Origin of the sequence: Erwinia billingiae Eb661, from assembly GCF_000196615.1 — a bacterium.
Classification (GTDB): domain Bacteria; phylum Pseudomonadota; class Gammaproteobacteria; order Enterobacterales; family Enterobacteriaceae; genus Erwinia; species Erwinia billingiae.
On record NC_014306.1, the window covers coordinates 1,576,909 to 1,599,214 of the forward strand.

Annotated in this window: 20 protein-coding genes; 13 read left to right on the forward strand and 7 right to left on the reverse strand. The window is 59.0% G+C overall.

All coding sequences use genetic code 11. From position 1 onward, the window contains the following. Positions 1-4: 4 nt before the first annotated feature. A complete protein-coding gene (locus tag EBC_RS08715; protein ID WP_013201420.1) occupies positions 5-736 on the reverse strand; it encodes a MerR family transcriptional regulator in 732 nt (243 codons plus the stop codon). A gap of 145 nt (positions 737-881) precedes the next feature. On the opposite strand from EBC_RS08715, the gene EBC_RS08720 reads away from it, so the two are divergent. Both EBC_RS08720 and EBC_RS08725 read left to right on the forward strand, forming a co-directional pair. Next, positions 882-1,448, forward strand: coding sequence for a helix-turn-helix domain-containing protein (locus EBC_RS08720; RefSeq protein ID WP_013201421.1), 567 nt, complete (start codon positions 882-884; stop codon positions 1,446-1,448). Further along, positions 1,445-1,966 carry a GNAT family N-acetyltransferase gene (locus EBC_RS08725; protein WP_013201422.1) on the forward strand — a complete coding sequence of 174 codons (522 nt, stop codon included), beginning with the start codon at positions 1,445-1,447 and terminating at the stop codon, positions 1,964-1,966. The genes EBC_RS08720 and EBC_RS08725 overlap by 4 nt, the downstream gene beginning before the upstream one ends. 39 nt (positions 1,967-2,005) lie before the next feature. Here EBC_RS08725 and EBC_RS08730 read toward each other — a convergent pair whose 3' ends face one another. Beyond that, entirely contained in the window at positions 2,006-2,956 is a 951-nt protein-coding gene (locus EBC_RS08730) for a LysR family transcriptional regulator (RefSeq protein ID WP_013201423.1), read from the reverse strand. Between the two features lie 172 nt (positions 2,957-3,128). On the opposite strand from EBC_RS08730, the gene argH reads away from it, so the two are divergent. The 8 genes from argH (at position 3,129) to EBC_RS08770 (ending at position 11,018) form a co-directional block, all read left to right on the forward strand. Continuing rightward, positions 3,129-4,556, forward strand: coding sequence for an argininosuccinate lyase (gene argH, locus EBC_RS08735; RefSeq protein ID WP_013201424.1), 1,428 nt, complete (start codon positions 3,129-3,131; stop codon positions 4,554-4,556). 29 nt (positions 4,557-4,585) lie between these two features. Continuing rightward, complete coding sequence (locus EBC_RS08740; RefSeq protein ID WP_013201425.1) at positions 4,586-5,458, forward strand: amino acid ABC transporter permease; 873 nt, start codon at positions 4,586-4,588, stop codon at positions 5,456-5,458. Positions 5,459-5,470: 12 nt separating this feature from the next. Continuing rightward, positions 5,471-6,235: an amino acid ABC transporter ATP-binding protein gene (locus tag EBC_RS08745; protein WP_013201426.1), complete on the forward strand. Its 765-nt coding sequence runs from the start codon at positions 5,471-5,473 to the stop codon at positions 6,233-6,235. Between the two features lie 17 nt (positions 6,236-6,252). After that, the gene (locus tag EBC_RS08750) at positions 6,253-7,074 is read left to right on the forward strand and encodes an ABC transporter substrate-binding protein (RefSeq protein WP_013201427.1); all 822 of its coding nucleotides are present in this window, start codon (positions 6,253-6,255) and stop codon (positions 7,072-7,074) included. A gap of 2 nt (positions 7,075-7,076) precedes the next feature. Beyond that, entirely contained in the window at positions 7,077-7,925 is an 849-nt protein-coding gene (locus tag EBC_RS08755; protein WP_041691951.1) for a polysaccharide deacetylase family protein, read from the forward strand. After that, positions 7,918-8,799, forward strand: coding sequence for a polysaccharide deacetylase family protein (locus EBC_RS08760; protein ID WP_013201429.1), 882 nt, complete (start codon positions 7,918-7,920; stop codon positions 8,797-8,799). The genes EBC_RS08755 and EBC_RS08760 overlap by 8 nt, the downstream gene beginning before the upstream one ends. Further along, positions 8,796-10,157 carry an MmgE/PrpD family protein gene (locus EBC_RS08765; RefSeq protein WP_013201430.1) on the forward strand — a complete coding sequence of 454 codons (1,362 nt, stop codon included), beginning with the start codon at positions 8,796-8,798 and terminating at the stop codon, positions 10,155-10,157. Before EBC_RS08760 ends, EBC_RS08765 begins: the two co-directional genes overlap by 4 nt. Positions 10,158-10,241: 84 nt before the next feature. Beyond that, on the forward strand, positions 10,242-11,018 hold the full coding sequence (locus EBC_RS08770; RefSeq protein WP_013201431.1) for a DUF3750 domain-containing protein: 777 nt from the start codon (positions 10,242-10,244) through the stop codon (positions 11,016-11,018). Positions 11,019-11,175: 157 nt separating this feature from the next. Here EBC_RS08770 and EBC_RS08775 read toward each other — a convergent pair whose 3' ends face one another. Together EBC_RS08775 and speB are read right to left on the reverse strand one after the other, a co-directional pair. Continuing rightward, positions 11,176-12,261 carry an iron-containing alcohol dehydrogenase family protein gene (locus tag EBC_RS08775; protein ID WP_013201432.1) on the reverse strand — a complete coding sequence of 362 codons (1,086 nt, stop codon included), beginning with the start codon at positions 12,259-12,261 and terminating at the stop codon, positions 11,176-11,178. A gap of 35 nt (positions 12,262-12,296) precedes the next feature. Next, on the reverse strand, positions 12,297-13,259 hold the full coding sequence (gene speB, locus EBC_RS08780; RefSeq protein ID WP_013201433.1) for an agmatinase: 963 nt from the start codon (positions 13,257-13,259) through the stop codon (positions 12,297-12,299). A gap of 128 nt (positions 13,260-13,387) precedes the next feature. Here speB and EBC_RS08785 point away from each other — a divergent pair, with 128 nt between their 5' ends. The 3 genes from EBC_RS08785 (at position 13,388) to ybiB (ending at position 17,510) form a co-directional block, all read left to right on the forward strand. Next, entirely contained in the window at positions 13,388-14,287 is a 900-nt protein-coding gene (locus tag EBC_RS08785) for a LysR family transcriptional regulator (RefSeq protein WP_013201434.1), read from the forward strand. Positions 14,288-14,355: 68 nt separating this feature from the next. Beyond that, positions 14,356-16,518, forward strand: a complete 2,163-nt coding sequence (dinG, locus tag EBC_RS08790; protein WP_013201435.1) for an ATP-dependent DNA helicase DinG — start codon at positions 14,356-14,358, stop codon at positions 16,516-16,518. Between the two features lie 20 nt (positions 16,519-16,538). Beyond that, positions 16,539-17,510 carry a DNA-binding protein YbiB gene (ybiB, locus tag EBC_RS08795; RefSeq protein WP_013201436.1) on the forward strand — a complete coding sequence of 324 codons (972 nt, stop codon included), beginning with the start codon at positions 16,539-16,541 and terminating at the stop codon, positions 17,508-17,510. Positions 17,511-17,576: 66 nt separating this feature from the next. Here the strand turns inward: ybiB and EBC_RS08800 are convergent, their stop codons facing one another. The 3 genes from EBC_RS08800 to hutH form a co-directional block, all read right to left on the reverse strand. Continuing rightward, positions 17,577-18,734 carry a M20 aminoacylase family protein gene (locus tag EBC_RS08800; RefSeq protein WP_013201437.1) on the reverse strand — a complete coding sequence of 386 codons (1,158 nt, stop codon included), beginning with the start codon at positions 18,732-18,734 and terminating at the stop codon, positions 17,577-17,579. 136 nt (positions 18,735-18,870) lie between these two features. Then, positions 18,871-20,556, reverse strand: coding sequence for a urocanate hydratase (gene hutU, locus EBC_RS08805; protein WP_013201438.1), 1,686 nt, complete (start codon positions 20,554-20,556; stop codon positions 18,871-18,873). A 26-nt stretch (positions 20,557-20,582) separates the two neighbouring features. Continuing rightward, positions 20,583-22,127 carry a histidine ammonia-lyase gene (gene hutH, locus EBC_RS08810; RefSeq protein WP_013201439.1) on the reverse strand — a complete coding sequence of 515 codons (1,545 nt, stop codon included), beginning with the start codon at positions 22,125-22,127 and terminating at the stop codon, positions 20,583-20,585. Positions 22,128-22,306: the final 179 nt, after the last annotated feature.

Sequence of the window (22,306 nt, forward strand, 5' to 3'; positions counted from 1 at the left end):
AGCCTCAGCTGTTGATATAGGTGATTAAGAACCCCTGTTCGTGCCAGTGCGTCAGCTGTTCCTGCTGTCGGCGGGTGAGGGGTTTACCGGTGAACACAAAGATTTTTTGGCCCGGAAACAGTTCAGGGCGCGGCATCTCAAGGGGTTCAGCCAGCACATCGATTCGCCAACCCTGCTGCGACAGCCGCCATGCTTCTAACCAGAGTCGGGTGCGGTCTTCATTGGCCCAACCCATCAGCAACGCGTCCTTGCCAGGTTTCTTACGCGAACCGGTTAAACAGAAGGCGACATAATCAATTAAAGCACCATCCAGCAAACTGCACATGGTCCTGGCGGTATTTTGATCCAGCCCCAGCCGCTGTCTGATTGGGATGAAAACGTGGTCAATCAACACATCTGCCGGATTTTCACGACCGGTTGCCGCAATTTTAGCGCGAAGTTTTGCCGGCCTGACATGACGGAGGACCGCCATCATTTCTTCCTGCAGTGTGACCCATCCATCATGGACGTTAACGTTTTCGCCTTCTAACAGCGCCTTGACCTTGCCGACAGGGACGCCACTTTGCACCCAGCGTTTAATCTCTTCGATGCGAAGAATATCTTCGTCATCAAACTGGCGGTGACCGCCTTCGGTCCGCTGGGGTTTTAATAAGCCGTAGCGACGCTGCCATGCCCGTAGCGTGACGGGATTGATACCGCAGCGGACTGCGACGTCACCAATACTGTACAATGCCATTCATTTCCTCACGATCTGCCCACTCCACCTAACCGTAGCGAACTCTCCATTGCTGTACAACTATTATTTTTCTGTACAAGTTGAAGTTCACACTAAATCCCTGTAGATCTCAATTTAGAGAAACTTTCCCTTTTATGAGATTTTTATGGAACCTCTTGCCAATACCGACCGACGTCTGGCCCAGCGGCTGGCGGATTTACGTCTGGAAAAAGGCTGGTCGCTGGAAACCCTGGCTGAGCTGACCGGCATCAGCCGGGCCTCTTTGTCGCGCATTGAGCGGGGCGAGACCAGCCCAACCGCCGCCCTGATGAACCGCCTGTGCATTGCCTACGGGCTGACTATGTCGCGTCTGCTGAGTGAGGTTGAAGAGCAGGGGCCGCAGCTTCTGCGCGCGGGCGCGCAGACCGTCTGGCAGGACCGCGAAAATGGCTATCACCGGCGCAGCGTTTCACCGCCGGCCACCCCTTTTCACGCTGAGCTGGTGGAAGGGCGTTTGCAGAGCGGGGCGCTGATTGAATATGACGCGCCGCCCGTAGAAGGCATTGAACAACATATCTGGATGCTCGCCGGCGTGCTGGAGTTCAGCATGAACGACGAGCAGTGGCGGCTGGAAGCCGGTGATTGCCTGCGCTTTCACCTGTTTGGCCGCTCCTCTTTCCACGCGCCGGAGGCCGAAGGTGCGCATTACGCGTTGGTGGTGTGTCGTCCATGAATGAAATTCAGTATCAGCTTCTCAGTGCAGAACAGGCAGCCAGTGAACAGGACGCGTTGTACAACGTTCTGCACGGCTGTGTGGCAGAAGGCGCCAGCATTGGTTTTATCTCGCTGGATCCGCAGCCCATGCTCACTTTCTGGCAGGGCGTGGTGACCAGCCTGGCCAGTGGCGATAAACGGTTAATCGTGGCCCGCCAGCAGGGCGAGATCGTGGCGACGGTGATAGTGGTGTTGGGCATGATGCCTAACGGCCAGCATCGCGCGGAAATGGCCAAGCTGCTGGTCCATCCCAAAGCCAGACGGCAGGGCATCGCCCGCGAATTACTGCATCAGGCGGAGAAACGGGCTGAGCAGGAGGGAAGAACCTTGCTGGTGCTGGATACCCGCAGCGGCGATGTGGCAGAGCAACTGTATCTGGCGCAGGGCTGGCAGATAAGCGGTCAGATCCCGCATTACGCGCTCTCCACCGAAGGGGTGTTTGATGCCACCACGGTGATGTTTAAGCGGGTGGGCTGAAAAAAAAGCCAAGGGTGCGCATCATGATGGTGCAGGCGCTCAGGCTATTCCCAGCGAATCCATAAACAGTTTAATAATCTGATTTATCTTGCGGCCTTTTTTTATTATCAGACAGAAGGGTGTATGCACCTGCAACGCATCCGGGCCGACGGCGCGGATGCTATTCTCCTGCACATATCGCGCGGCGTAATGCGTCGGTAAATAACCAATAAAATGCCCGGTGAGGATCAGCATCGCCACCGCTTCAACCTGTACCGCCTGAATGTTGCTCTCATTAAAGGCAAACAGCTTATTGCCGTGGCGATGTGTGACATAGGTATGATTAATGATCTTTTGTTGTTTTAATAATTCAAGGGTAATGTCGGCATCCGCCATTGAAAATAACGCATGCTCACTGCTGCAATATAATGCCGAGGTTTCGCTGTAGGCAGAATAATAATCGAAGTCACTCTTCTCATCATAAACCGGCGCAATAGCACAATTAAAACGGCCCTCATTTAATCCTTTTTCAATATCATCCAGATGCGCGGTTTGCAGCCGGATGTTTACTTTTGGTGCAGCAATATGCAGTCGCTGCACGGCTTTGGTGACCGGCGAATGCGGGTCAGAAATGGTGTTATCGACCACGGTAATACTCAGGTCGCCCAGCAGTTCATTGCGGCTGTTATGCAGCCTGTCGCGGAAGGTATTCAGCGACGAAAACAGCTCCAGCGTGGCCTGATAAACGGTAATGCCGTACTCCGTCAGCTCAAAGCCTTCCCGCCCACGGCTGCACAGAGTCATCCCTAAACGGATCTCCAAATCCGACACCTGTTTACTGATTGCCGCCAGACCAATATTCAGTTCATGACTGGCAGAGGTCAGCCCGCCGGCTTCCACGACACATTTAAATACACGCAATAACTTCAGGTCGACATTGTTAATGGTTATCGATGAATTATCGCTGCGCGGATAATTCATGTTTCCCGCATTGGAAACCTTACTTTCCATAATAACTATTCAACCCCGGCTTAAATACAGTGAAAGTAAGAGTGAACCTGAATCAGACACGAAATACCAGACAGTACGCAAATATAACCTTTATTTATCGTTAAGGCTGTTTCCAGAGGATTTCCTTATTCTCCTGCGGATCCGGCGTTAACCTCGCCATAAGAGAGAAATTATGTCAGACAGTGCCGATCGTTTATGGGGTGCCCGTTTTAAAACGCCACCAGCCGCCGCCTTAACCGCGCTGTCGCGCAGCCCTGAATACTATTTTGCACTGGCACCTTATGACCTCGCCGGCTGCCGGGCGCATGCGCACGAACTTCAGCGCGCGGGCCTGCTTACCGCAGAAGAAACCGGGCACATGACCGCCGCTATCGACCAGCTCGACCTGGATTACCGGGCAGGAAAGGTCGATCCGATCGCGGCTGATGAAGATGTTCATACCTTTATCGAACGCGTCCTGACCGAGCGGCTTGGCGCGCTGGGCGGCAAGCTGCGCGCGGGCCGTTCTCGTAACGATCAGACCGTCAACGATCTGCGACTGTATCTGCGCGATAACGTCCGCAATATCACCACCGCATTGCTGGCGCTGCAGAAGGCATTGATTTTCCAGGCCGACCAGCACACTCATACCCTCGCGCCCGGTTTCACCCATCTTCAGCAGGCTCAGCCGATTGTGTTTGCTCATCAGCTGCTGGCCCATGCGCAGTCGTTCTCACGGGATATTGAACGCATTCAGGACTGGGATCACCGCAGCGCCTTCTCGCCACTCGGCGCAGCAGCGATGGCCGGTTCCGCCATTGCGCGTCGCCCGGAACTGGCGGCGAAAGAGCTGGGCTATCGCGCCCCGTGCGAGAACTCGATTGATGCCGTGGCCAGCCGCGACTACGTTGCCGAATTCCTGTTTATCACCAGCATGATTGGCGTCAACCTGTCGCGCATCAGCGAAGAGATTTGCCTGTGGACCTCCCGCCAGTTCCGCTGGGTAGAAATCAGCGACAGCTATGCCACCGGCAGCTCGATCATGCCGCAGAAAAAGAATCCGGATATTGCCGAGCTGACGCGCGGTCGCAGCGGCCGCCTGATCGGCAACCTGACGGCGATGCTGGCCACCATGAAGGCGATGCCGCTCTCCTACAACCGTGACCTGAGTGAAGACAAACGCAGCGCCATTGATTCGGTCGACACCCTGCTGTTAGTGCTGCCTGCAATGGCCGGCATGATTGAAACCATGAAGGTCAACACCGGGGAGATGCTGGCTCAGGCCCCGGATGGCTTCACCCTCGCTACCGAAGTGGCTGACTGGCTGGCGATGCGCGGCGTGCCGTTTAAGGAGGCGCATGAGATCACCGGCAAACTGGTTCAGCTGTGTGAATTCCATCAGCAGGGCCTGTCCGATCTGACCGACGACCAGCTGGCTGAGGTCGATGTCCGGCTGACGCCAGAAGTGCGCAGTGCGCTGACGCTGGAAGCGGCGATCCATTCCCGCGACGGCTTCGGCGGCACCGCACCGGCGCGCGTCAGCGAGCAGATTAGCCGCCTGAAAGCGCGTATCCAGCAGCAGGCCGAGTGGGTGAGCGTCTATCAGGGCCCTCGTCTGTAATTTCTCAGCCTACAACCTCCGGAGCCGGAATGAACAGTTCGCAAAACGTTAACGAGACGGGCAGGGCAGCCGACCCCGCTTACGATCTCAAGCGCTACCAGATGGTCCCCAAGCGCTATTACGGGCGCATCACCGCCACGGTGGTGATCATCCTGTTGCTCGGCTCGCTGGTGCACGCCTTTTCGCAGGGCAAAATCGAGTGGTCCTATGTCGGGCAGTTCTTTACCGCCCGCGCGATTCTGGACGGGGTGGTGAATACGCTGGTGATGTCGATCCTGGCGATGGCGCTGGGCATCTTCTTCGGCGTGGTGGCGGCGATTATGTATATGTCGCCCAACCCGGTGCTGCATTACCTCTCGGTCGGCTATGCCTGGGTCTTTCGCGGTACGCCGCTGATCCTCCAGCTGCTGCTGTGGTTCAACCTGGCGCTGGTGTTCCCGGTGATCGCCATTCCCGGCGTGTTCAGCGTCGAAACCGTCAACGTGATGACGCCGTTTGTCGCGGCGCTGCTGGGGCTGAGCATCAACCAGGGCGCGTACACCTCGGAAGTGGTGCGTGCCGGCCTGTTATCTGTTGATACCGGTCAGTATGAGGCGGCGAAGTCGATTGGCATGCCGCGTCTGCAGGCGCTGCAACGCATCATCCTGCCGCAGGCGATGCGGGTGATCCTGCCGCCGGTCGGCAACGAATTTATCAGCATGATCAAAACCACCAGCCTGGCGAGCATGATCCAGTACTCCGAACTGCTCTACAACACGCAGAACATCTACTACGCCAATGCGCGGGTGATGGAGCTGCTGTTCGTGGCGGGCATCTGGTATCTGATTATCGTTACCGTGCTGTCGTTCGGGCAGAGCCGCCTTGAGCGCTACTTCTCACGCGGCCAGCGCCGCCGCAACTAAGGAATTCCTGCGATGAGAAATATCGTCAGAGCCGTTGAGGTGAACAAGTACTTCGACCATTTCCATGCCCTGAAGGACGTCAGTCTGGAGGTAAATTACGGCGAGGTGATGTGCATTTTGGGGCCGTCCGGCTCCGGCAAAAGCACTTTTCTGCGCTGCATTAACCAGCTGGAGAGGGTCGATCAGGGCGGGATTTGGATCGACAACGAACTGGCCGGCTACCGCATGGCCGGCAACAAACTGCATCCGCTGAGCGACAAGCAGATTGCCCGTCAGCGGCTGCAAACCGGCATGGTTTTCCAGCGTTTTAACCTGTTCCCGCATAAAACCGCGCTGGAAAACGTGATTGAAGGGCCGTGCAGGGTGCTGTTGCGGCCAAAGCGGGAAGCGACGGAAGAAGCGATGGCGCTGCTGGATCGGGTGGGGTTATCCAGTAAGGCGCACGCCTATCCGCAGGCGCTTTCCGGCGGACAACAACAGCGTGTGGCGATTGCCCGCGCGCTGGCGATGAAGCCCAAGCTGATGCTGTTCGACGAGCCAACCTCGGCGCTTGACCCGGAAATGGTCGGCGAAGTGCTGGCCGTGATGCGGACGCTGGCAAAAGAAGGAACCACGATGGTGGTGGTCACCCATGAAATGGGCTTTGCCCGTGAGGTGGCCAACCAGGTGGTGTTCATGGATGAAGGTCGCATTATCGAACGCGGTGCGCCCGAAGACATCCTGCTGAATCCGCAAAATCCGCGGATGCAGAATTTTATCAACGCCATTCTTCTTTAATAACCAGGGTAAATCAGATGAAAAAGATCGTGCTTACTGCCGTTGCTGCCGCTGTTCTGCTTAACTCCGCCGCCTGGGCTGCGGAGCTGCCTGCTGCCCTGAAAGCGAAAGGCGCACTGACCGTGGCCATCATGCCGAACTATCCACCGATGGAATTCAAAGATCCGGCCACCAATACCTTAACCGGCGTCGATGTCGACCTGGGTAACGCGATTGGCGAGAAGCTGGGGGTCAAAATCAACTGGCAGGAAATTGCCTTTGAACAGATGGTTAATGCCGTATCAACTAAGCGTGTCGATATGGTGATGTCCGGCATGACCGACACCGCCGAACGTCAGAAGGTGGTCAGCTTTATCGACTACTTCACTACCGGCCCGCAGTTCTACACCTTAGCGGCGCGCAAGGACATCAACAGCGCGACCGATTTGTGTGGCAAGAAAGTCGGCACCAGCCGTCGCACCACCTTCCCACAGGAAATCGCCAAATGGAGCCAGGCCAACTGCGAAGCCAAAGGTAAGCCCGCTATCGTGGTGGTCGGCGCGGAAGGTACGGCAGATGCGCGTACCCAGCTGCGTCAGCGTCGTCTGGATGGCGCGGTGCAGGGCAGCGAAACCCTGCCGTACGTGATGAACCTGGAGAAAAACACCTACAAACCGTTGGATAAGGCGATCGCTTCGCAGTTCACCGGCATGGCGATCGACAAAAACGATCCGGCGCTGATTGCAGCGGTGCAGGGCGCGGTCAATGCGATGATCGCCGATGGCAGCTATGTGAAGATCCTCAGCAAATGGGGCCTGGCGGATAACGCCGTGAAAACAGCGACCGTGAACGGGAACTGATGATGACCTCACCTGACGTTCGCCCGCGCTGGCCGCAAGGCAAGCAGGGCTGTATGGCACTGGCCTTCGATCTCGATGGCCCCACCGGTGACGCGATGCTTAACGGCACGATCTGGCAGACGCCCGAGTATTTCACCTTCGGCGGCTACGGTCCGTTCCGCGCGCTGGGGCGGATCCTCGATCTGCTGGAGCAGTTTGACGTTCCCGCCACCTTCTTTATTCCGGCGTGGGTGGTGGAGCAGTGGCCGCAGCAGTGCGCCGCCATCGTCGAAAAAGGGCATGAGGTGGCGTATCACGGTTACCGCCATGAATCCTTCTATGCCCTGAGCGGCGAACAGCAGCGTCAGGTGATGGCGACATCCCGTGAGATTTTCTGGCAACACCTCGGTATCCGTGCCGAGGGGTTCCGCACGCCATCGGGCGACTGGCACCACGAGACGCCGGGCATATTGCTGGACGCTGGCGTCACCTATTCCAGCAGTATGCGCGGCGACGACCGGCCCTACGCCATCGCCGTGCCGGGTTTTACGCAGAAGCTGGTGGAAATCCCCGGCAAATGGGAGATGGATGATTATGCCTCGCTGGCCTACACCCGCGAGCCGGACTTCCCGAAAGGGCTGGATCGCACCGCCAGCTATGCCCTGACGCTGGATAACTGGTGCCGCGAATTTGATGGCGCGATGGACGAAGGGCTGTGTCTGACCACCCTGTTCCATCCGAAAATTAGCGGGAAACCCGGCCGCATTCTGCTGCTGGAACAATTTATCGCGCATATGCGCCAGCGCAACGTGTGGTTCGCCCGCTGCCGCGATGTCGCCCACTGGTATCTCAAGGAGCAGCAGCATGACTGAACCCACACGCTGGCCAGACGGGCAGCAATCCGCCGTGGTGCTGACCATCGATTTCAATGATATTCACGGCATTCTGACGCACACCCCCGCCGTGGCCGGGCGCGATAAAACCCTGTCGGTCTGGCGTTACGGCACGCTTCGCGGCGTCGATCGCCTGCTGAAGCTGCTGGCAGAGAAGAACGTGCGCGCAAGCTGGTGTCTGCCCGCTATCGTGGCGGAAGAGAATCCTGAGGTGTTCGCGCGGATCGTCGCCGCGGGGCATGAAATTGCCGGCAGCGGCGATCGCCATCAGAATTTCGATACCCTGACGCTGGCGGAGCAGGTAAGCAGCGTCACTGCCGGTTGCGACCGGCTGGAAGCCGCCTGCGGCCAGCGTCCGGTGGGATTCCGCACGCCGGCCGGGCAGTGGAAACCGGGGCTGGCAGCGGCGCTGAGCGATCGCGGCATCCGCTGGTCTTCCAGCTGGCGCGGTGACGATTTGCCCTATTTTCATCCGGCCACCCGGCTGGTGGAACTGCCGATGCACTATGAACTGGAAGACGAGCCTTACTTCGCCTTCAACCTCAGTCCGGCGGTGCCGCCGGGGCAGTCGCGCATCGCCTCGTATCAGCAGACGCTGGAAAATATGAAGCTCGATTTTCAGGGCTTCCACCGCTTTGGCCTGTGCTACGTCTTACGCCTGCATCCCGAAATCATCGGGACGGCCGGGCGCATTGGCCTGCTTGGCGAACTGCTGGACTTTATCCGCAGCCATGAAAAGGTCTGGCTGGCCAGCGCCGGAGAAGTGGCGGCGTGGTGGCAGACCCAGCCGGATAACGTCAGCGAACACCCAGCGGAGATCTTCCAGCGCCAGCGTCAGGAGCAGCAAGCATGAGCCAGAGCATCAATCAACTGGCCCGCTTTGTCGTGCAAACCACCTTCAGCGATCTGCCTGAGGCGCTGGTTGAGCGCGCCAAACGGCATATTCTGGATACCTTCGGCGCGACCCTTGCGGGCAGCAACAGCCCGATCGCGCTGGCGGTTCAGCAAACGGTGCTGGCTGAAGGCTGCGCGCCGGCTGCCCGCGTCTGGGGACGTTCGCTGGCCACCTCGCCGCGTAATGCGGCCTGGCTGAACGGTATTGCAGCGCATATGTATGAGCTGGACGATACCGGCGGTTGCGATCACTCCGGCGCGGTGGTGCTGCCTGCGGTGATGGCGGTGCTGCCACTGTGCCCGCCTGATGTCACGGGCCGCGAGCTGATTACCGCCGTGGTGTTGGGCTATGAGATTGGCCGCCGGGTGCTGGAAGCCTGCGGTGGCTATGCACCGCACAACGAAGCCGGTTGGCATTCCACCTCCACCTGCGGCGTATTTGGCGCGGCGGCGGCGGTGGCCTCATTACTTAAGCTTAATCAGAACCAAACGGTGCAGGCGTTGGGCATAGCGGCCAGCTTTAGCGGCGGCTTATGGGGCTTTATCCACGACGGTTCGCAAAGCAAGAAGCTGCACGCCGGACGGGCCGCAGAGGGCGGGGTGCTGGCGGCGATGCTCGCCGGCCAGGGAATCACTGGGGCATCACAAACCTTTGAGGATCTCTGGGGCGGCTTCCTGAAGACGCTGGCTCCTTCCAGTCGGCAACCGCAAGCGCTGACCGCCGAACTGGGGCTGGTATGGAAACTCAACCGTTGTTCGATCAAGCCCTATGCCTCCTGCCGCGGCACGCATTCGGCGGTGGATGCCGTTGGCGAGTTGATGGCAGCCCATCGTTGCAGCGCCGCAGAGATTGCCCGCCTTCACGTTTACCTCAATCCTTTCCTGCAGGAGATGTGCGGCAACAGCGATCTTGCAAGCCTGGCGGCGGCGCAGATGAGCCTGCCTTACGCGATGGCCGCACGCGTGCTGTATGGCCATGCGGGCCTCGCGGCGTATGACGCGGAAAAACGCGGCAGCACAGAGATGGCCGCCATGCTGGAACGCATTGTGCTGCATGTCGACGCCAGCCAGAACAGCAACGAAGAGCCGATTGTTGAGCTGGAAACGCTTAGCGGCGAGCGCGGGCGTAAGCAGGTGACCGTTCCGCTGGGATCGCCGCAAAACCCATTGAGCGATGAGGCGTTGTTGCTGAAGTTTCAACAGCTGGCGGTCAGGGTGTTACCGGCGCAGCAAACCGCCGCGCTGGAAGCTTACTGCCTGACGCTGGAGCAGCAGACCGATATGCAGGAACTGCTGAATCTGCTGACGGTGCATTAAAAAAATCCCCGCAGTTGACCTTCAGGCGCTGCGGGGGTTACTTTCCTTTAATGCCCGTTTTTCCCCCAGGTGGATCAAGGAACTATGCTCACGTTGAAAGTGTTAAGTATTGGATTTATCTGCATCATGCTGCTCTCTTTCGGCCAGAGTTACCTTAACGCCTCGCAGAACGGTACGGCGATGACCGGTCAGAGTTGGTCCACAGCGAAACGGGATTCCGCCGGCATCGCCCCCGATCCGGTGGCCTTCAGGCAGACCGCCATTGTGCAGGTGTATATTGCGCCTGCCTTTAGCTGGCGCGGGCTGCTGGCTGTTCATCCGTGGATCATCTTTAAGAAGGCTGGCGAGACGCAGTTCCGCCGCTATGAAGTGGTGAGCTGGGGAAGTAACAACGTCATCAGAGAGAATTTCACCCTGCCGGACGGTTACTGGTTTGGCGGTCAGCCGCAGCTGATCGTCGATCACCGGGGCGCTGGCGCAGAGGCGATGATCCCGCAGATTGAAGCGGCAATTAAAAGCTATCCGTGGCCGCACACCTACCGCGTCTGGCCTGGCCCGAACAGCAATACCTTCCTGGCGCACATTGGCCGCGAAGTCCCCGCGCTGAAGCTCGATCTGCCCGCTAACGCCATCGGCAAAGATTTCCGGCCGCTGACCAATCCGGTCGGTTTGCCGCCGTCAGGACGCGGTTTCCAGGCCTCGCTGTTGGGCGTGCTGGGATTAACGTTGGGTGGGGAGGAAGGGCTGGAGATCAATATCCTCGGCTTCAATATGGGCGTGGATGTGAAATCTCCCGCGCTGCGCCTGCCGTTTATCGGCCGCATCGGCAAAGCCCGGCTGGAAACGGATAGCGGAAGCTAGCGTCTGCTGGCATCAGCAGGCCGATAGCGAAAGCGAAGGTGGGTTGGAGAATCCGGAGGAGAGCGAAAGCGAAGCTTTACTGGATAACCTGGAGGATAGCGTTTGCTGCGGGTTTACCGGCGCCGAAAGGCGCCGTTTTCACCACTAACTTCGCGGCTTATCGCTGCGCTGCCAGCGCCTCCACGCGGGCAATCGCCTGGTACAGCGCCTCGACAGTAACCGGTTCGGCCATGTTTTCCATATCCGGCGCGTGTACCGACTCGCGGACAATCACCTCAAGCTCTTCCTCCGTCAGCCCGGCAATCTCTTGCAGACTCAGCGGCACGCCGCATTTGTGCGCCAACGCCATCTCATGCAGCAACTCTTCATCACTGCGATTTTCCAGCGCCAGCAGACACAGATTGCCGTAGCCCACCAGCAGGCCGTGACCGAATTCGCGGGTTTTATCGCAGAAGGTAAAGCCTTCATAAATCGCGTGTGCGGCTGCGGCATGCGCGCCATTGCTCATCAATGAGGTCAGGCCGGCAAAGGTAAAGATCACGTCCAGCACCTGATCCAGATGGTGATCAGGCAGATTTTTGCGCACCGCCTCGACCGCTTTCGGCCCGTGGGCGGCGATAATTTCATAGCAGATATGGCTGTGCGCCAGCGAAGAACGGGCGTTGGCATCCAGCGCCGGGTGACGCTGGCTGACCGCACGGAATTCATACCACTTGGCCAGCGTATCGCCGAGGCCAGCCGCCAGCCAGCGCAGCGGTGCCAGCGCCAGCAGTTCGCTGTCGATAATCACCGCCGCCGGCGCCTGATGCAGCGGAAAGATATCGTGAAAGTTGCCGTTATCATCGTAACGAATACTCAGCGGCGTCACCGCCGAACAGGTGGCGGCAATGGTGGGCAGGGTAATTACCGGGATATTGCATTCAGCGCCTACCGCCTTACAGGTATCCAGCGACTTGCCTCCGCCGGTGGCGATAATCACATCCGCCCTTAACGCCATTGCCAGCTCACCCAGCCGGGCAATCTGCGTGAGCGAGGTTTCCCCGCCGAACCATTCGCAGCCGACCAGCGCCACTTCTGCATCCGCCAGCTGCGTTCGCACCTGCGGCTCCACCGCTTTCAGCGCCTGATGGCCGCCAATCAGCAACGCGCGCTGCCCCAGCTCGCGACAGATTTCTCCTAACTGATGAATCACCCCTGCGCCACGCAACACACGGGCCGGGAAAACCAGATTTTGTTCAGACATGACTGACCTTATCAATGTGCCGACGCAGGGCGCCTTCAGTTGTATTTCACTCCGGGTAACACACAGAGCATTTCGTAGAGAATGTTTGCTGCCAGCTGCGAGGTGGTGCCGCTGATATCATAAGGGGGTGAAACCTCAACCAGGTCAGCGCCAATCAGGTTCAGACCGCGGCATCCGCGCACAATTTCCAGCCCCTGAATCGAGGTTAAGCCGCCCACTTCCGGCGTGCCGGTGCCCGGTGCCCAGGCGGGATCAAAGCTGTCGATATCATAGGAAAGATAAACCGGGCCGCTGCCCATCTGCGCACGAACCTCTGCCATCAGCGGTGCCATGGACTGATACCAGCATTTTTCAGCGGGTACCAGACGGAAACCCCGGTCGACGCCCCACTGAAAATCGCCGGCATCATAGCCCTGCGCCCGCTGACCAATCTGGATCACCCGTTTGAGATCGAGTAATCCTTCTTCGACCGCCCGGCGGAAGGTGGTGCCATGCGCAATCTTCTCGCCAAACATGTCGTCATTGGTATCAGTATGCGCATCGACATGGATAAGTCCTACCGGTCCGTGCTTTTTTACCAGCGCGCGCAGAATGGGCAGCGTCAGGGTGTGATCGCCACCGAGCGTAAGCGGCACCAGCGGGAAGGCGTTCAGCCCGGTGTAGTAGTCTTCGATAATCTGTACGGATTTATGCAGATTATAGGTATTGATCGGCACATCGCCGAGGTCAGCCACCCGCAGTGAATCAAACGGCGCCGCGCCGGTGGCCATGTTATACGGCCGGATCATCACCGAGTCCGCCCGAATGGCGCGCGGGCCATAACGGGTGCCTGAGCGCTGCGACGTGCCGATGTCCAGGGGAATGCCAACAAAGGCCGCATCCAGTCCAGCCGGCGTGTCGGCTGCCGGCAGGCGCATCATGGTGCCACGTCCGGCAAAACGCGGCATATCGTTACCGCTTTGTGGCTGCGGGAAAGAGTGATTATCAACAGGTTGCATCGGGTGCGCCTCCGGGCAGTCAGCAAATGAAACGCCATCATCTGTCGTACAGGCTTGTGAAAAAATCCCTGAGAGCAAATAATCAGTTCAGAAAATTCATAACTGATTGCCGACCCTGAGGATCCGCCGTGAGCGCCACCCGTCTGCCCAACCTCAAGCTACTGACTATTTTCGCCACGGTGGCCCGCTGCCAGGGCTTTTCCCGCGCGCAGCAAGAGTTGAATATGACCATGCCGGCGATCAGCGGTTATATGAGCGAACTGGAGCAGCGGTTGGGTTTTGTGCTGTGCCAGCGCGGACGCGGCGGATTTTCGTTAACCCCGCGCGGTGAACAGTTTTTGCAATACAGCCTGCAGCTGCTGGGCACGCTGTCCGACTTTGACCGCCAGGTTGAGGGGCTGAAAACCGAACAGGGCGGCGTTTTTTCGCTGGGGGTGGTGGATTCCGTCTCTACCGACACCCGGCTGGGGCTGGCGGAGAGCATCAATCAGTTCAGCGAGCGATTCCCGGCGGTCTACCTCAATCTTTCGGTTCGCGATCCCAATGAGCTGCAGCAGAAGGTGCTGGATAACCGGCTGGATCTGGCCATCGGTCATTTCCCGGTTAACGTCAATAACCTGGTGACGGTGCCGCTGCATCACGAGCAGCACTGGCTGTACTGCAGTGACAGCCATCAGCTGTTTGACCAGCCGGACCTCGATGCGCTGGATCTACATGATTATGGCTTTGTCACCCGCAGTTACTGGAATCAGGCCGAGCTGATGCGGCGTGGATTCAAGGCCAGCGCCGCTTCGGTGGAAAGTATTGAAGCGCAACTGATCCTGATCCTCTCCGGGCGTTATATCGGCTATCTGCCGGAACACTGTGCGCGGCCCTGGGTGGAGAAAGGGCGGCTGAAAAGGCTGTCTCCGCAGCAGTTCAGCTATCAGGCCTCTTTCTCACTGATTTTCCGCCGTGGGCGCAGCCGGGAGACGCTGATCAGGACCTTCCGCGATTTAGTAAAATTGCGTGCCGCGCCGACACAATAATCTAAGAAGGCTGACGTCAGCCTTATACTGTGTAAAAATACAGGCCGTCTCAGTAAAAAGTGGTTGTCATGGCGTTATCTGCCGCGTTAAAAACGCAAATTGCCGAATGGTATAAAGCCCTTCAGCAACAAATTCCCGATTTTATTCCCCGCGCGCCGCAGCGGCAGATGATTGCCGAAGTGGCGAAAACGCTGTCGGGCGATGATGGTCGCCATCTGGCGATTGAAGCGCCGACCGGCGTGGGGAAAACGCTCTCCTATCTGATCCCCGGCATCGCGGTCAGCCGTGACGAGAAGAAGCCGCTGGTGGTCAGTACCGCTAACGTGGCGCTGCAGGATCAGATTTACAGCAAGGATTTGCCGCTGCTGAAGAAAATCATTCCCGATCTGCAGTTCACGGCGGCCTTTGGCCGTGGGCGCTATGTCTGCCCGCGCAATCTGTCGGCGCTGGCCACCGATGAAGAGAAGCAGGGCGATCTGCTGCTGTTCCTTGATGAGCAGATGACCGCCAGCAAGGATGAGCGCGCGCTGTGCACCACGCTGGAAAAAAACCTCAACCGCCATCAGTGGGACGGCCTGCGCGATCACTGCGAAGACACCATTGAGGATTCCCTGTGGCAGCGCCTGAGCACCGATAAAGCCAACTGCCTGGCCAGCAACTGCCACTGGTTTCGTGAATGTCCGTTCTATGTTGCCCGCCGCGAGATTGAACATGCGGATGTGGTGGTCGCCAACCATGCGCTGGTGATGGCCGCGCTGGAAACCGAATCGGTGTTACCGCCAGCGAAAAACCTGCTGCTGGTGCTGGATGAGGGCCATCATCTGCCGGACGTCGCCCGCGATGCGCTGGAAATGAGCGGCGAGATCACCCCGGGCTGGACCACCTTACAGCTCGATCTGTTCTGCCGTCTGGTGGAGCAGTGTATGGCGCAGTTTCAGCCAAAAAGGCCGCCGGGGCTCAGTAATCCTGAGCGGCTGAAAGCCCATTGCGAAGAGGTGCGTGAACAGCTTCAGCAGCTGTCGCATATCCTCGCCCAGCTGCTGCCGCCCAATAATCAGGAAGGCGAATACCGCTTTGAAATGGGCCTGCTGCCGGAAGAGGTGCTGACGATCTGTGCGCGCCTGTTTAAGCTCAGCGACGGGCTGCGCGGTCTGGCAGAAGCCTTGCTTAACGATCTGAGCGAAAAATCCGGCCAGTTTGATGTGGTCAGGTTGCACCGCACGCTGATCCAGATGAACAAGGCGTTGGGCTGGTTTGAAGCCAGCAGCAAACTGTGGCGGCTGGCGGCGATGGAGAAAGCCTCTGGCGCACCGGTGTCGAAATGGGCCACGCGGGAAATCCGTGAAGGCAATGCGCATCTGATGTTTCATTGCGCCGGGATCCGCGTCAGCGATCAGCTGGAGAAACTGCTGTGGCGCAAAATTCCCCATGTGGTGCTGACCTCCGCGACCCTGCGCTCGCTCAGCAGCTTCCAGCGTTTGCAGGAGATGTCTGGCCTGACGGAGAAGGTCGGCGATCGTTTTGTCGCCCTGGATTCCCCGTTTAACCATATTGACCAGGGCAAGCTGGTGATCCCACAGATGCAGTACGAGCCGATGCTGGCGAATGAGGTGAAGCATCTGGCGGAAATGGCGCACTTTTTCCGCGATCAAATTAAGCAGGCGAAGCACAAAGGCATCCTGGTGCTGTTTGCCAGCGGCCGCGCCATGCAGCAGTTCCTCGCTTACATTCCTGAACTGCGGCTGATGATGCTGGTGCAGGGCGATAAGCCGCGTCCGGCGCTGGTGGCCTTACACCGCAAGCGCGTTGAGCAGGGTGAAACCAGCATTCTGGTTGGCCTGCAGTCGTTTGCCGAAGGTCTGGATCTGAAGGGCGATTTGCTGTCCCAGGTGCATATTCATAAAATTGCTTTCCCCCCGGTGGACAGTCCGGTTATTTTGACCGAGGGCGAATGGCTGAAAAGCCTGAAGCGCTACCCGTTTGAAGTACAAAGTCTGCCCAGCGCCTCCTTTAATCTGATTCAGCAGGTGGGCAGGCTGATCCGCAGCCATGAATGTTTTGGCGAAATCGTGATTTACGACCGCCGTTTACTGAGCAAAAGTTACGGCGCCCGTTTGCTGGGGGCGCTTCCGGTCTTCCCGATCGAGCAACCTGCCATGCCGGAAGGGCCGTTGCCGAAAGCCAGTCCGGCCCTCAGCGGCAAGAAACCTGCCGCCCGTCGTCGCCGCTAACCACCGAACAGAGTAGAAGCATGGAATATAACAAGATCATCAAAGAAGTCGGGCGCGGTAAAAACCATGCCCGTGATATCGATTTTGCCACCGCGCGCGATCTCTATCGCCAGATGTTGGCGGGAGCGGTGCCGGATCTGGAACTCGGCGGCATTCTGATTGCCCTGCGCATCAAAGGCGAAGGCGAAGAAGAGATGCTCGGCTTTTATCAGGCGATGCAGGAACGGGTGATGCAGCTGACGCCGCCGGCCAATCAGCCGATGCCGGTGGTGATCCCCAGCTACAACGGCGCGCGCAAACAGGGAAACCTGACGCCGCTGCTGGCGCTGTTGTTAAGCAGGCTCGGCTTTCCGGTGGTGGTCCATGGCGTCAGCGACGATCCGACCCGCATTACCAGCGAAGCGATTTTTGCGGCGTTAGACGTGCCAGCGGTGCACAACGCCGAACAGGCCCAGGCAAAACTGGCGCAGGGTGAACTGGTGTTTATGACCGTTGCCACGCTGTGTGAACCGCTGGATCGTCAGCTGTCGCTGCGCTGGAAGATGGGCGTGCGTAACAGCGCACACACGCTGGCCAAGCTGGCGACGCCGTTTGCGGAAGACGCGGCGCTGCGCCTCTCCAGCGTGTCCCATCCTGAGTACATTCCCCGCGTCGGCAAGTTTTTCCAGGCGATCGGCGGTCGTGCGCTGTTGCTGAACGGTACCGAAGGCGAGGTGTACGCCAATCCCCAGCGTTTTCCGGCCATCAGCCTGATCAATGGCAGCGAACCGCAACTGATGCTGCCGCGCCAGGACGAGGTGGTTACCGACCGTGATGCCCTGCCGGAAGCGAAAGATGCTGACACCACCGCCGCCTGGATCACCCGCTGCCTGAATCGTGAGGTTGCGGTGCCGGAAGCGCTGCGCCAGCAGATCGCCTGCTGTTATGTCGCCACCGGTCGGGCGGCGGATATCGCCGAAGGGTTAGTGCAGATCGACGCTGCCGGCTATTAAGCGCGACGTCGCGGGGAGAGTTGCGTGACAGAGATTCGGGCGGCGCGTTTACCGCCCGACGTTAGTTTAACGCAGAGGCAGTAAACGCTCGGCCAGCGCGGTCCACAGCGAAATGCCTTCGCCAATTAGCTGGTCGTTAAAGTCGTAATGGGCATTGTGTAACGGCCTGGAGGGCGTCTCGCCATCGGCGCCAATCCAGAAGTAGGCACCCGGACAGACGTCCAGCATGCAGGCGAAGTCTTCCGACGCCATCGACGGACTGACTTCCCAATGCACCCGTTCAGCCGGCAGCAGCGCCAGCGCACAGTCGCGCACCTTCTCCGCTTCCGCCGCATTGTTGCGCGTCACCGGATAATCCGTCAGATACTCAATGCTGCCTTCAATGCCCATTGGTGCGGTGAAGGTAGTAACGAATTCATCAATCATCTTGCGCACTTTGCTTCGGACATCCCCTTGCAGACAGCGCAGGGTGCCGCGCAGCACCACATTCTCCGGGATAACGTTGATCGCTTCACCACCGGCAATCTGGGTGATGCTGACCACCGCAGACGCCAGCGGCGACAGGCGACGGGCTGGAATGGTTTGCAGTGCGAGGATCAGCTGGGCGGCAGCCACAATCGGGTCCGCGCCGTTTTCAGGCATCGCCGCATGGCAACTTCTGCCATGCAGGGTAATTTCGAAGGCATCCAGCGAGGCCATCATCGCGCCGCTGTTAACCGCCAGATGACCGACCGGCAAGCCGGGCCAGTTATGCAGGCCGTAGATCGCATCCATCGGGAACAGCTCAAACAGGCCATCCGCAACCATTTTGCGGGCGCCGCCGAGATTCTCTTCCGCCGGCTGAAAAACAAAGTGCACCGTACCGCTAAACTGGCGGGTTTCACTCAGATGTTTTGCGGCGGCCAACAGCATGGCGGTATGGCCATCATGTCCACAGGCATGCATCACGCCTGGCTGGGTGGAACGCCATTCGGCATTGCCCAGCTCGGTGATCGGCAGGGCGTCCATATCGGCACGGAAACCAATCGTCGGCCCAGGGCCGTTTTCCAGCGAGCCCACCACGCCAGTGCCGGCCAGGCCGGTATGCACCTGCAAGCCAAATTCCCGCAGCAGTTCAGCGACTTTGCGGGAAGTCTGATGTTCCTGGTAGCCCAGTTCCGGCAGAGCATGCAGCTCTTTACGCCAGCGGGTGGCTTGTTCAATCAGCGAAACGGGGATTGCCATAACGTCCTCTCCTCTGCGGGCTGTCATTCCTGATATCTGGCTGATTTAAGGTAGCATAAAATGGCGGGCAGAAATGGCGTGCTGTGCGGATGTCGAAAAAATGAAACAGGCCGGGCAGGGCGCCCGGCCATCAGGTCTAGCGAATCATCGGCAGGTTCAGTTCGTGCTTCGCGGCACATTCCTGCGCCAGTTCATAACCCGCATCCGCATGACGCATCACGCCGGTCGCCGGATCGTTCCACAGCACGCGGCCCAGACGCTTATCGGCCTCTGCGGTACCGTCGGCAACAATCACCACGCCCGCATGTTGTGAGAAGCCCATACCGACGCCACCGCCGTGGTGCAGGCTGACCCAGGTCGCGCCGCCCGCAGTATTCAGCAGCGCATTCAGCAGCGGCCAGTCGGAAACGGCATCAGAACCGTCTTTCATCGCTTCCGTTTCCCGGTTTGGCGAGGCGACTGAGCCGCAGTCCAGATGGTCACGGCCAATCACCACCGGCGCTTTCAGTTCGCCATTGCGCACCATTTCGTTAAAGGCCAGACCGGCAAGGTGACGCTCGCCCAGTCCCAGCCAGCAGATACGGGCTGGCAAGCCCTGGAAAGCAATGCGCTCCTGCGCCATATCCAGCCAGCGGTGCAGGTTTTTGTGATCAGGGAACAGCTCTTTCAGTTTGGCATCGGTCTTGTAGATATCTTCCGGGTCGCCAGACAGCGCCACCCAGCGGAACGGACCTTTGCCTTCACAGAACAGCGGACGGATATACGCCGGGACAAAGCCTGGGAAATCGAAGGCATTTTTGACCCCTTCTTCCAGCGCCACCTGGCGAATATTGTTGCCGTAGTCGACGGTGGGGATGCCCATATGACAGAAGTCGAGCATCGCCTGCACATGCACCGCCATCGAGGCACGGGCGGCTTTCGCCACCGCTTTAGGATCGGATTTGCGGGTCTCTTCCCACTGCTCAACGCGCCAGCCCACCGGCAGGTAACCGTTGATTGGGTCATGGGCCGAGGTCTGATCGGTAACGATGTCCGGCTTCATGCCGCCAGCTTTGGCGCGTTTCACCAGTTCCGGCAGGATTTCAGCGGCGTTGCCCAGCAGGCCGACGGAGATTGCGCGTTTTTCTTTGTTGGCGCTGTCGATCATCGCCAGCGCTTCATCAAGGCTGGTGGCTTTAAAGTCGACATAGCGGGTGCGCAGGCGGAAGTCGATACGCGATTCCTGGCACTCAACGGCCAGCACCGACGCGCCAGCCAGTACGCCAGCCAGCGTTTGCGCGCCGCCCATGCCACCTAAGCCTGCGGTCAGTATCCATTTACCGCTCAGGTCGCCGTTGTAATGCTGGCGGCCGGCTTCAACGAAGGTTTCGAAGGTGCCCTGCACGATGCCCTGGGCACCGATGTAGATCCAGGAACCGGCGGTCATCTGGCCGTACATCATCAGGCCGGCTTTATCCAGCTCGTGGAAGTGGTCCCAGGTGGCCCAGTGCGGCACCAGGTTGGAGTTGGCGATCAGCACGCGCGGCGCATCGGCATGGGTACGGAACACGCCGACCGGTTTGCCGGACTGAACCAGCAGCGTCTCTTCCGGTTGCAGGGCTTTCAGCGAGCGCAGGATCTGCTCGAAGCACTCCCAGTTACGGGCCGCTTTCCCGATGCCGCCGTACACCACTAGATCTTCCGGGCGCTCTGCCACGTCGGGATCGAGGTTGTTCTGGATCATGCGGTAGGCCGCTTCAATCAGCCAGTTGGCACAGTTAAGTTCGCTACCATGAGGGGCACGCACTTCGCGAGCCACGGCTTTGCTTACGTTGTCACTCATTTTTCAGTCCTTAATTTTGGGGTTGCTTAACGTGCTGCACTGGGTAAAAGGGCGGCAACTGGCTGCGGCCAGCGGTCGCTGCTTGCCCATAACCGCATTTGTTCAATATCCGGCGCCATCAGGCGATCTTTGTCGAGGAAGGCGACGCGCTCGCGCAGGGCAGAGAGTTCCTGCTCAATCAGCGGAGAGCTTTGCAGCGGGCGATGGAAGTCTATGCCCTGTGCCGCCGCCATCGCTTCAATGCCGACCACCGCCGAGGTGTTAAAGCACATCGCGCCGAGGCGTCGGGCGGCATAGGTTGCCATTGAGACGTGGTCTTCCTGGTTTGCCGAGGTAGGCAGGCTGTCGACGCTGCCAGGGTGCGCCAGGGATTTGTTTTCCGAGGCCAGCGCGGCCGCGGTGACCTGGGCAATCATAAAGCCGGAGTTGACGCCGCCATCGTTAACGAGGAACGGTGGCAGGCCGGACAGGCCGGTATCCAGCAGCAGCGCCATGCGGCGTTCGGAGATGGCGCCAATTTCGGCAATCGCCAGCGCCAGAATATCGGCGGCGAAGGCAACGGGTTCGGCATGGAAGTTACCGCCGGAAATCACATCGCCGGTGTCGCTGAAGACCAGCGGGTTATCCGAAGCCGCATTGGCTTCAATCTGCAGGATTTTGGCGGCGTGGGTCAGGTTATCGAGGCAGGCGCCCATCACCTGAGGCACGCAGCGAATGGAGTAGGGATCCTGCACCCGGCCGCAGTTGGCGTGCGAAGGGAGGATTTCACTGCCTTCCAGCAGCGCAGTGACGGCGGCGGCCACGGCGATTTGCCCCACTTGACCGCGCGCTTCATGGATGCGGCTGTCGTAAGGTTTAATCGATCCCTTGATGGCTTCCAGCGACAGCGCGCCGGCAACCAGTCCGGCGGCAAAGGCTTTTTCGCCTTCGAACAGGCCGCGCAGGGCCAGTGCGGTCGACACCTGGGTGCCGTTCAGCAGCGCCAGGCCTTCTTTTGGTCCCAGCACGAACGGTTGCAGGCCGGCCAGCGCCAGGCCTTCCGTCGCCGGGATCAGTTTGCCTTCAACCCGCACGTCACCTTCGCCCAGCAGCATCAGGGAAAGGTGCGCCAGCGGTGCGAGGTCGCCGGACGCGCCAACCGATCCTTTTTCGGGAATGCAGGGCATCACGCCGGCGTTAAACAGGGCCAGCAGGCCGTCGATCAGTTCGATGCGCACGCCTGAATGGCCGCGCGCCAGGCTGATGATTTTGGTCGCCATCACCACGCGCACCACATCATCGGGCAGCAGGTCACCCAGGCCGACGCTGTGCGAGAGCACCAGGTTGCGTTGCAGTTCCGCCAGGCGTTCAGCCGGGATAGAGGTTTGCGCCAGTTTGCCGAAGCCGGTGTTGATGCCGTAGGTTACCTTGCCAGAATTAACGATGGCTTCGACGGTGGCGCGGGCCTCAAGGATTTTGGCGCGGGCGCTGTCATCCAGCGAGAGGTGAACCTCACCGTGATAGATGCGTTTCAGCATCGCCAACTCAACCTTACCGGGGATCAGGTGGCAGAGATGCGGGGTGGCTGACATGGTATACTCCTGTATAGACAAGTTCGTAGGGTATCGACCCTTTTTCAGGGATGCCGTTGCCATTGGGCAGCGGGGGCTTAACAGGTCACTTTCTGCAGTGAAGCAGATGTGTATAGTCTTGTCTATACAATTAGCAATGCTTGTGCCAGTTCGATCACAAAACTTTCTGTCTGTGGTGA

What these genes read in the sequence shown, in the direction of transcription:
- EBC_RS08715 (WP_013201420.1), bottom strand. Translation starts at nt 736, where the DNA reads ATGGCATTGTACAGTATTGGTGACGTCGCAGTCCGCTGCGGTATCAAT.
- EBC_RS08720 (WP_013201421.1), top strand. Translation starts at nt 882, where the DNA reads ATGGAACCTCTTGCCAATACCGACCGACGTCTGGCCCAGCGGCTGGCG.
- EBC_RS08725 (WP_013201422.1), top strand. Translation starts at nt 1,445, where the DNA reads ATGAATGAAATTCAGTATCAGCTTCTCAGTGCAGAACAGGCAGCCAGT.
- EBC_RS08730 (WP_013201423.1), bottom strand. Translation starts at nt 2,956, where the DNA reads ATGGAAAGTAAGGTTTCCAATGCGGGAAACATGAATTATCCGCGCAGC.
- argH (WP_013201424.1), top strand. Translation starts at nt 3,129, where the DNA reads ATGTCAGACAGTGCCGATCGTTTATGGGGTGCCCGTTTTAAAACGCCA.
- EBC_RS08740 (WP_013201425.1), top strand. Translation starts at nt 4,586, where the DNA reads ATGAACAGTTCGCAAAACGTTAACGAGACGGGCAGGGCAGCCGACCCC.
- EBC_RS08745 (WP_013201426.1), top strand. Translation starts at nt 5,471, where the DNA reads ATGAGAAATATCGTCAGAGCCGTTGAGGTGAACAAGTACTTCGACCAT.
- EBC_RS08750 (WP_013201427.1), top strand. Translation starts at nt 6,253, where the DNA reads ATGAAAAAGATCGTGCTTACTGCCGTTGCTGCCGCTGTTCTGCTTAAC.
- EBC_RS08755 (WP_041691951.1), top strand. Translation starts at nt 7,077, where the DNA reads ATGACCTCACCTGACGTTCGCCCGCGCTGGCCGCAAGGCAAGCAGGGC.
- EBC_RS08760 (WP_013201429.1), top strand. Translation starts at nt 7,918, where the DNA reads ATGACTGAACCCACACGCTGGCCAGACGGGCAGCAATCCGCCGTGGTG.
- EBC_RS08765 (WP_013201430.1), top strand. Translation starts at nt 8,796, where the DNA reads ATGAGCCAGAGCATCAATCAACTGGCCCGCTTTGTCGTGCAAACCACC.
- EBC_RS08770 (WP_013201431.1), top strand. Translation starts at nt 10,242, where the DNA reads ATGCTCACGTTGAAAGTGTTAAGTATTGGATTTATCTGCATCATGCTG.
- EBC_RS08775 (WP_013201432.1), bottom strand. Translation starts at nt 12,261, where the DNA reads ATGTCTGAACAAAATCTGGTTTTCCCGGCCCGTGTGTTGCGTGGCGCA.
- speB (WP_013201433.1), bottom strand. Translation starts at nt 13,259, where the DNA reads ATGCAACCTGTTGATAATCACTCTTTCCCGCAGCCACAAAGCGGTAAC.
- dinG (WP_013201435.1), top strand. Translation starts at nt 14,356, where the DNA reads ATGGCGTTATCTGCCGCGTTAAAAACGCAAATTGCCGAATGGTATAAA.
- ybiB (WP_013201436.1), top strand. Translation starts at nt 16,539, where the DNA reads ATGGAATATAACAAGATCATCAAAGAAGTCGGGCGCGGTAAAAACCAT.
- EBC_RS08800 (WP_013201437.1), bottom strand. Translation starts at nt 18,734, where the DNA reads ATGGCAATCCCCGTTTCGCTGATTGAACAAGCCACCCGCTGGCGTAAA.
- hutU (WP_013201438.1), bottom strand. Translation starts at nt 20,556, where the DNA reads ATGAGTGACAACGTAAGCAAAGCCGTGGCTCGCGAAGTGCGTGCCCCT.
- hutH (WP_013201439.1), bottom strand. Translation starts at nt 22,127, where the DNA reads ATGTCAGCCACCCCGCATCTCTGCCACCTGATCCCCGGTAAGGTTGAG.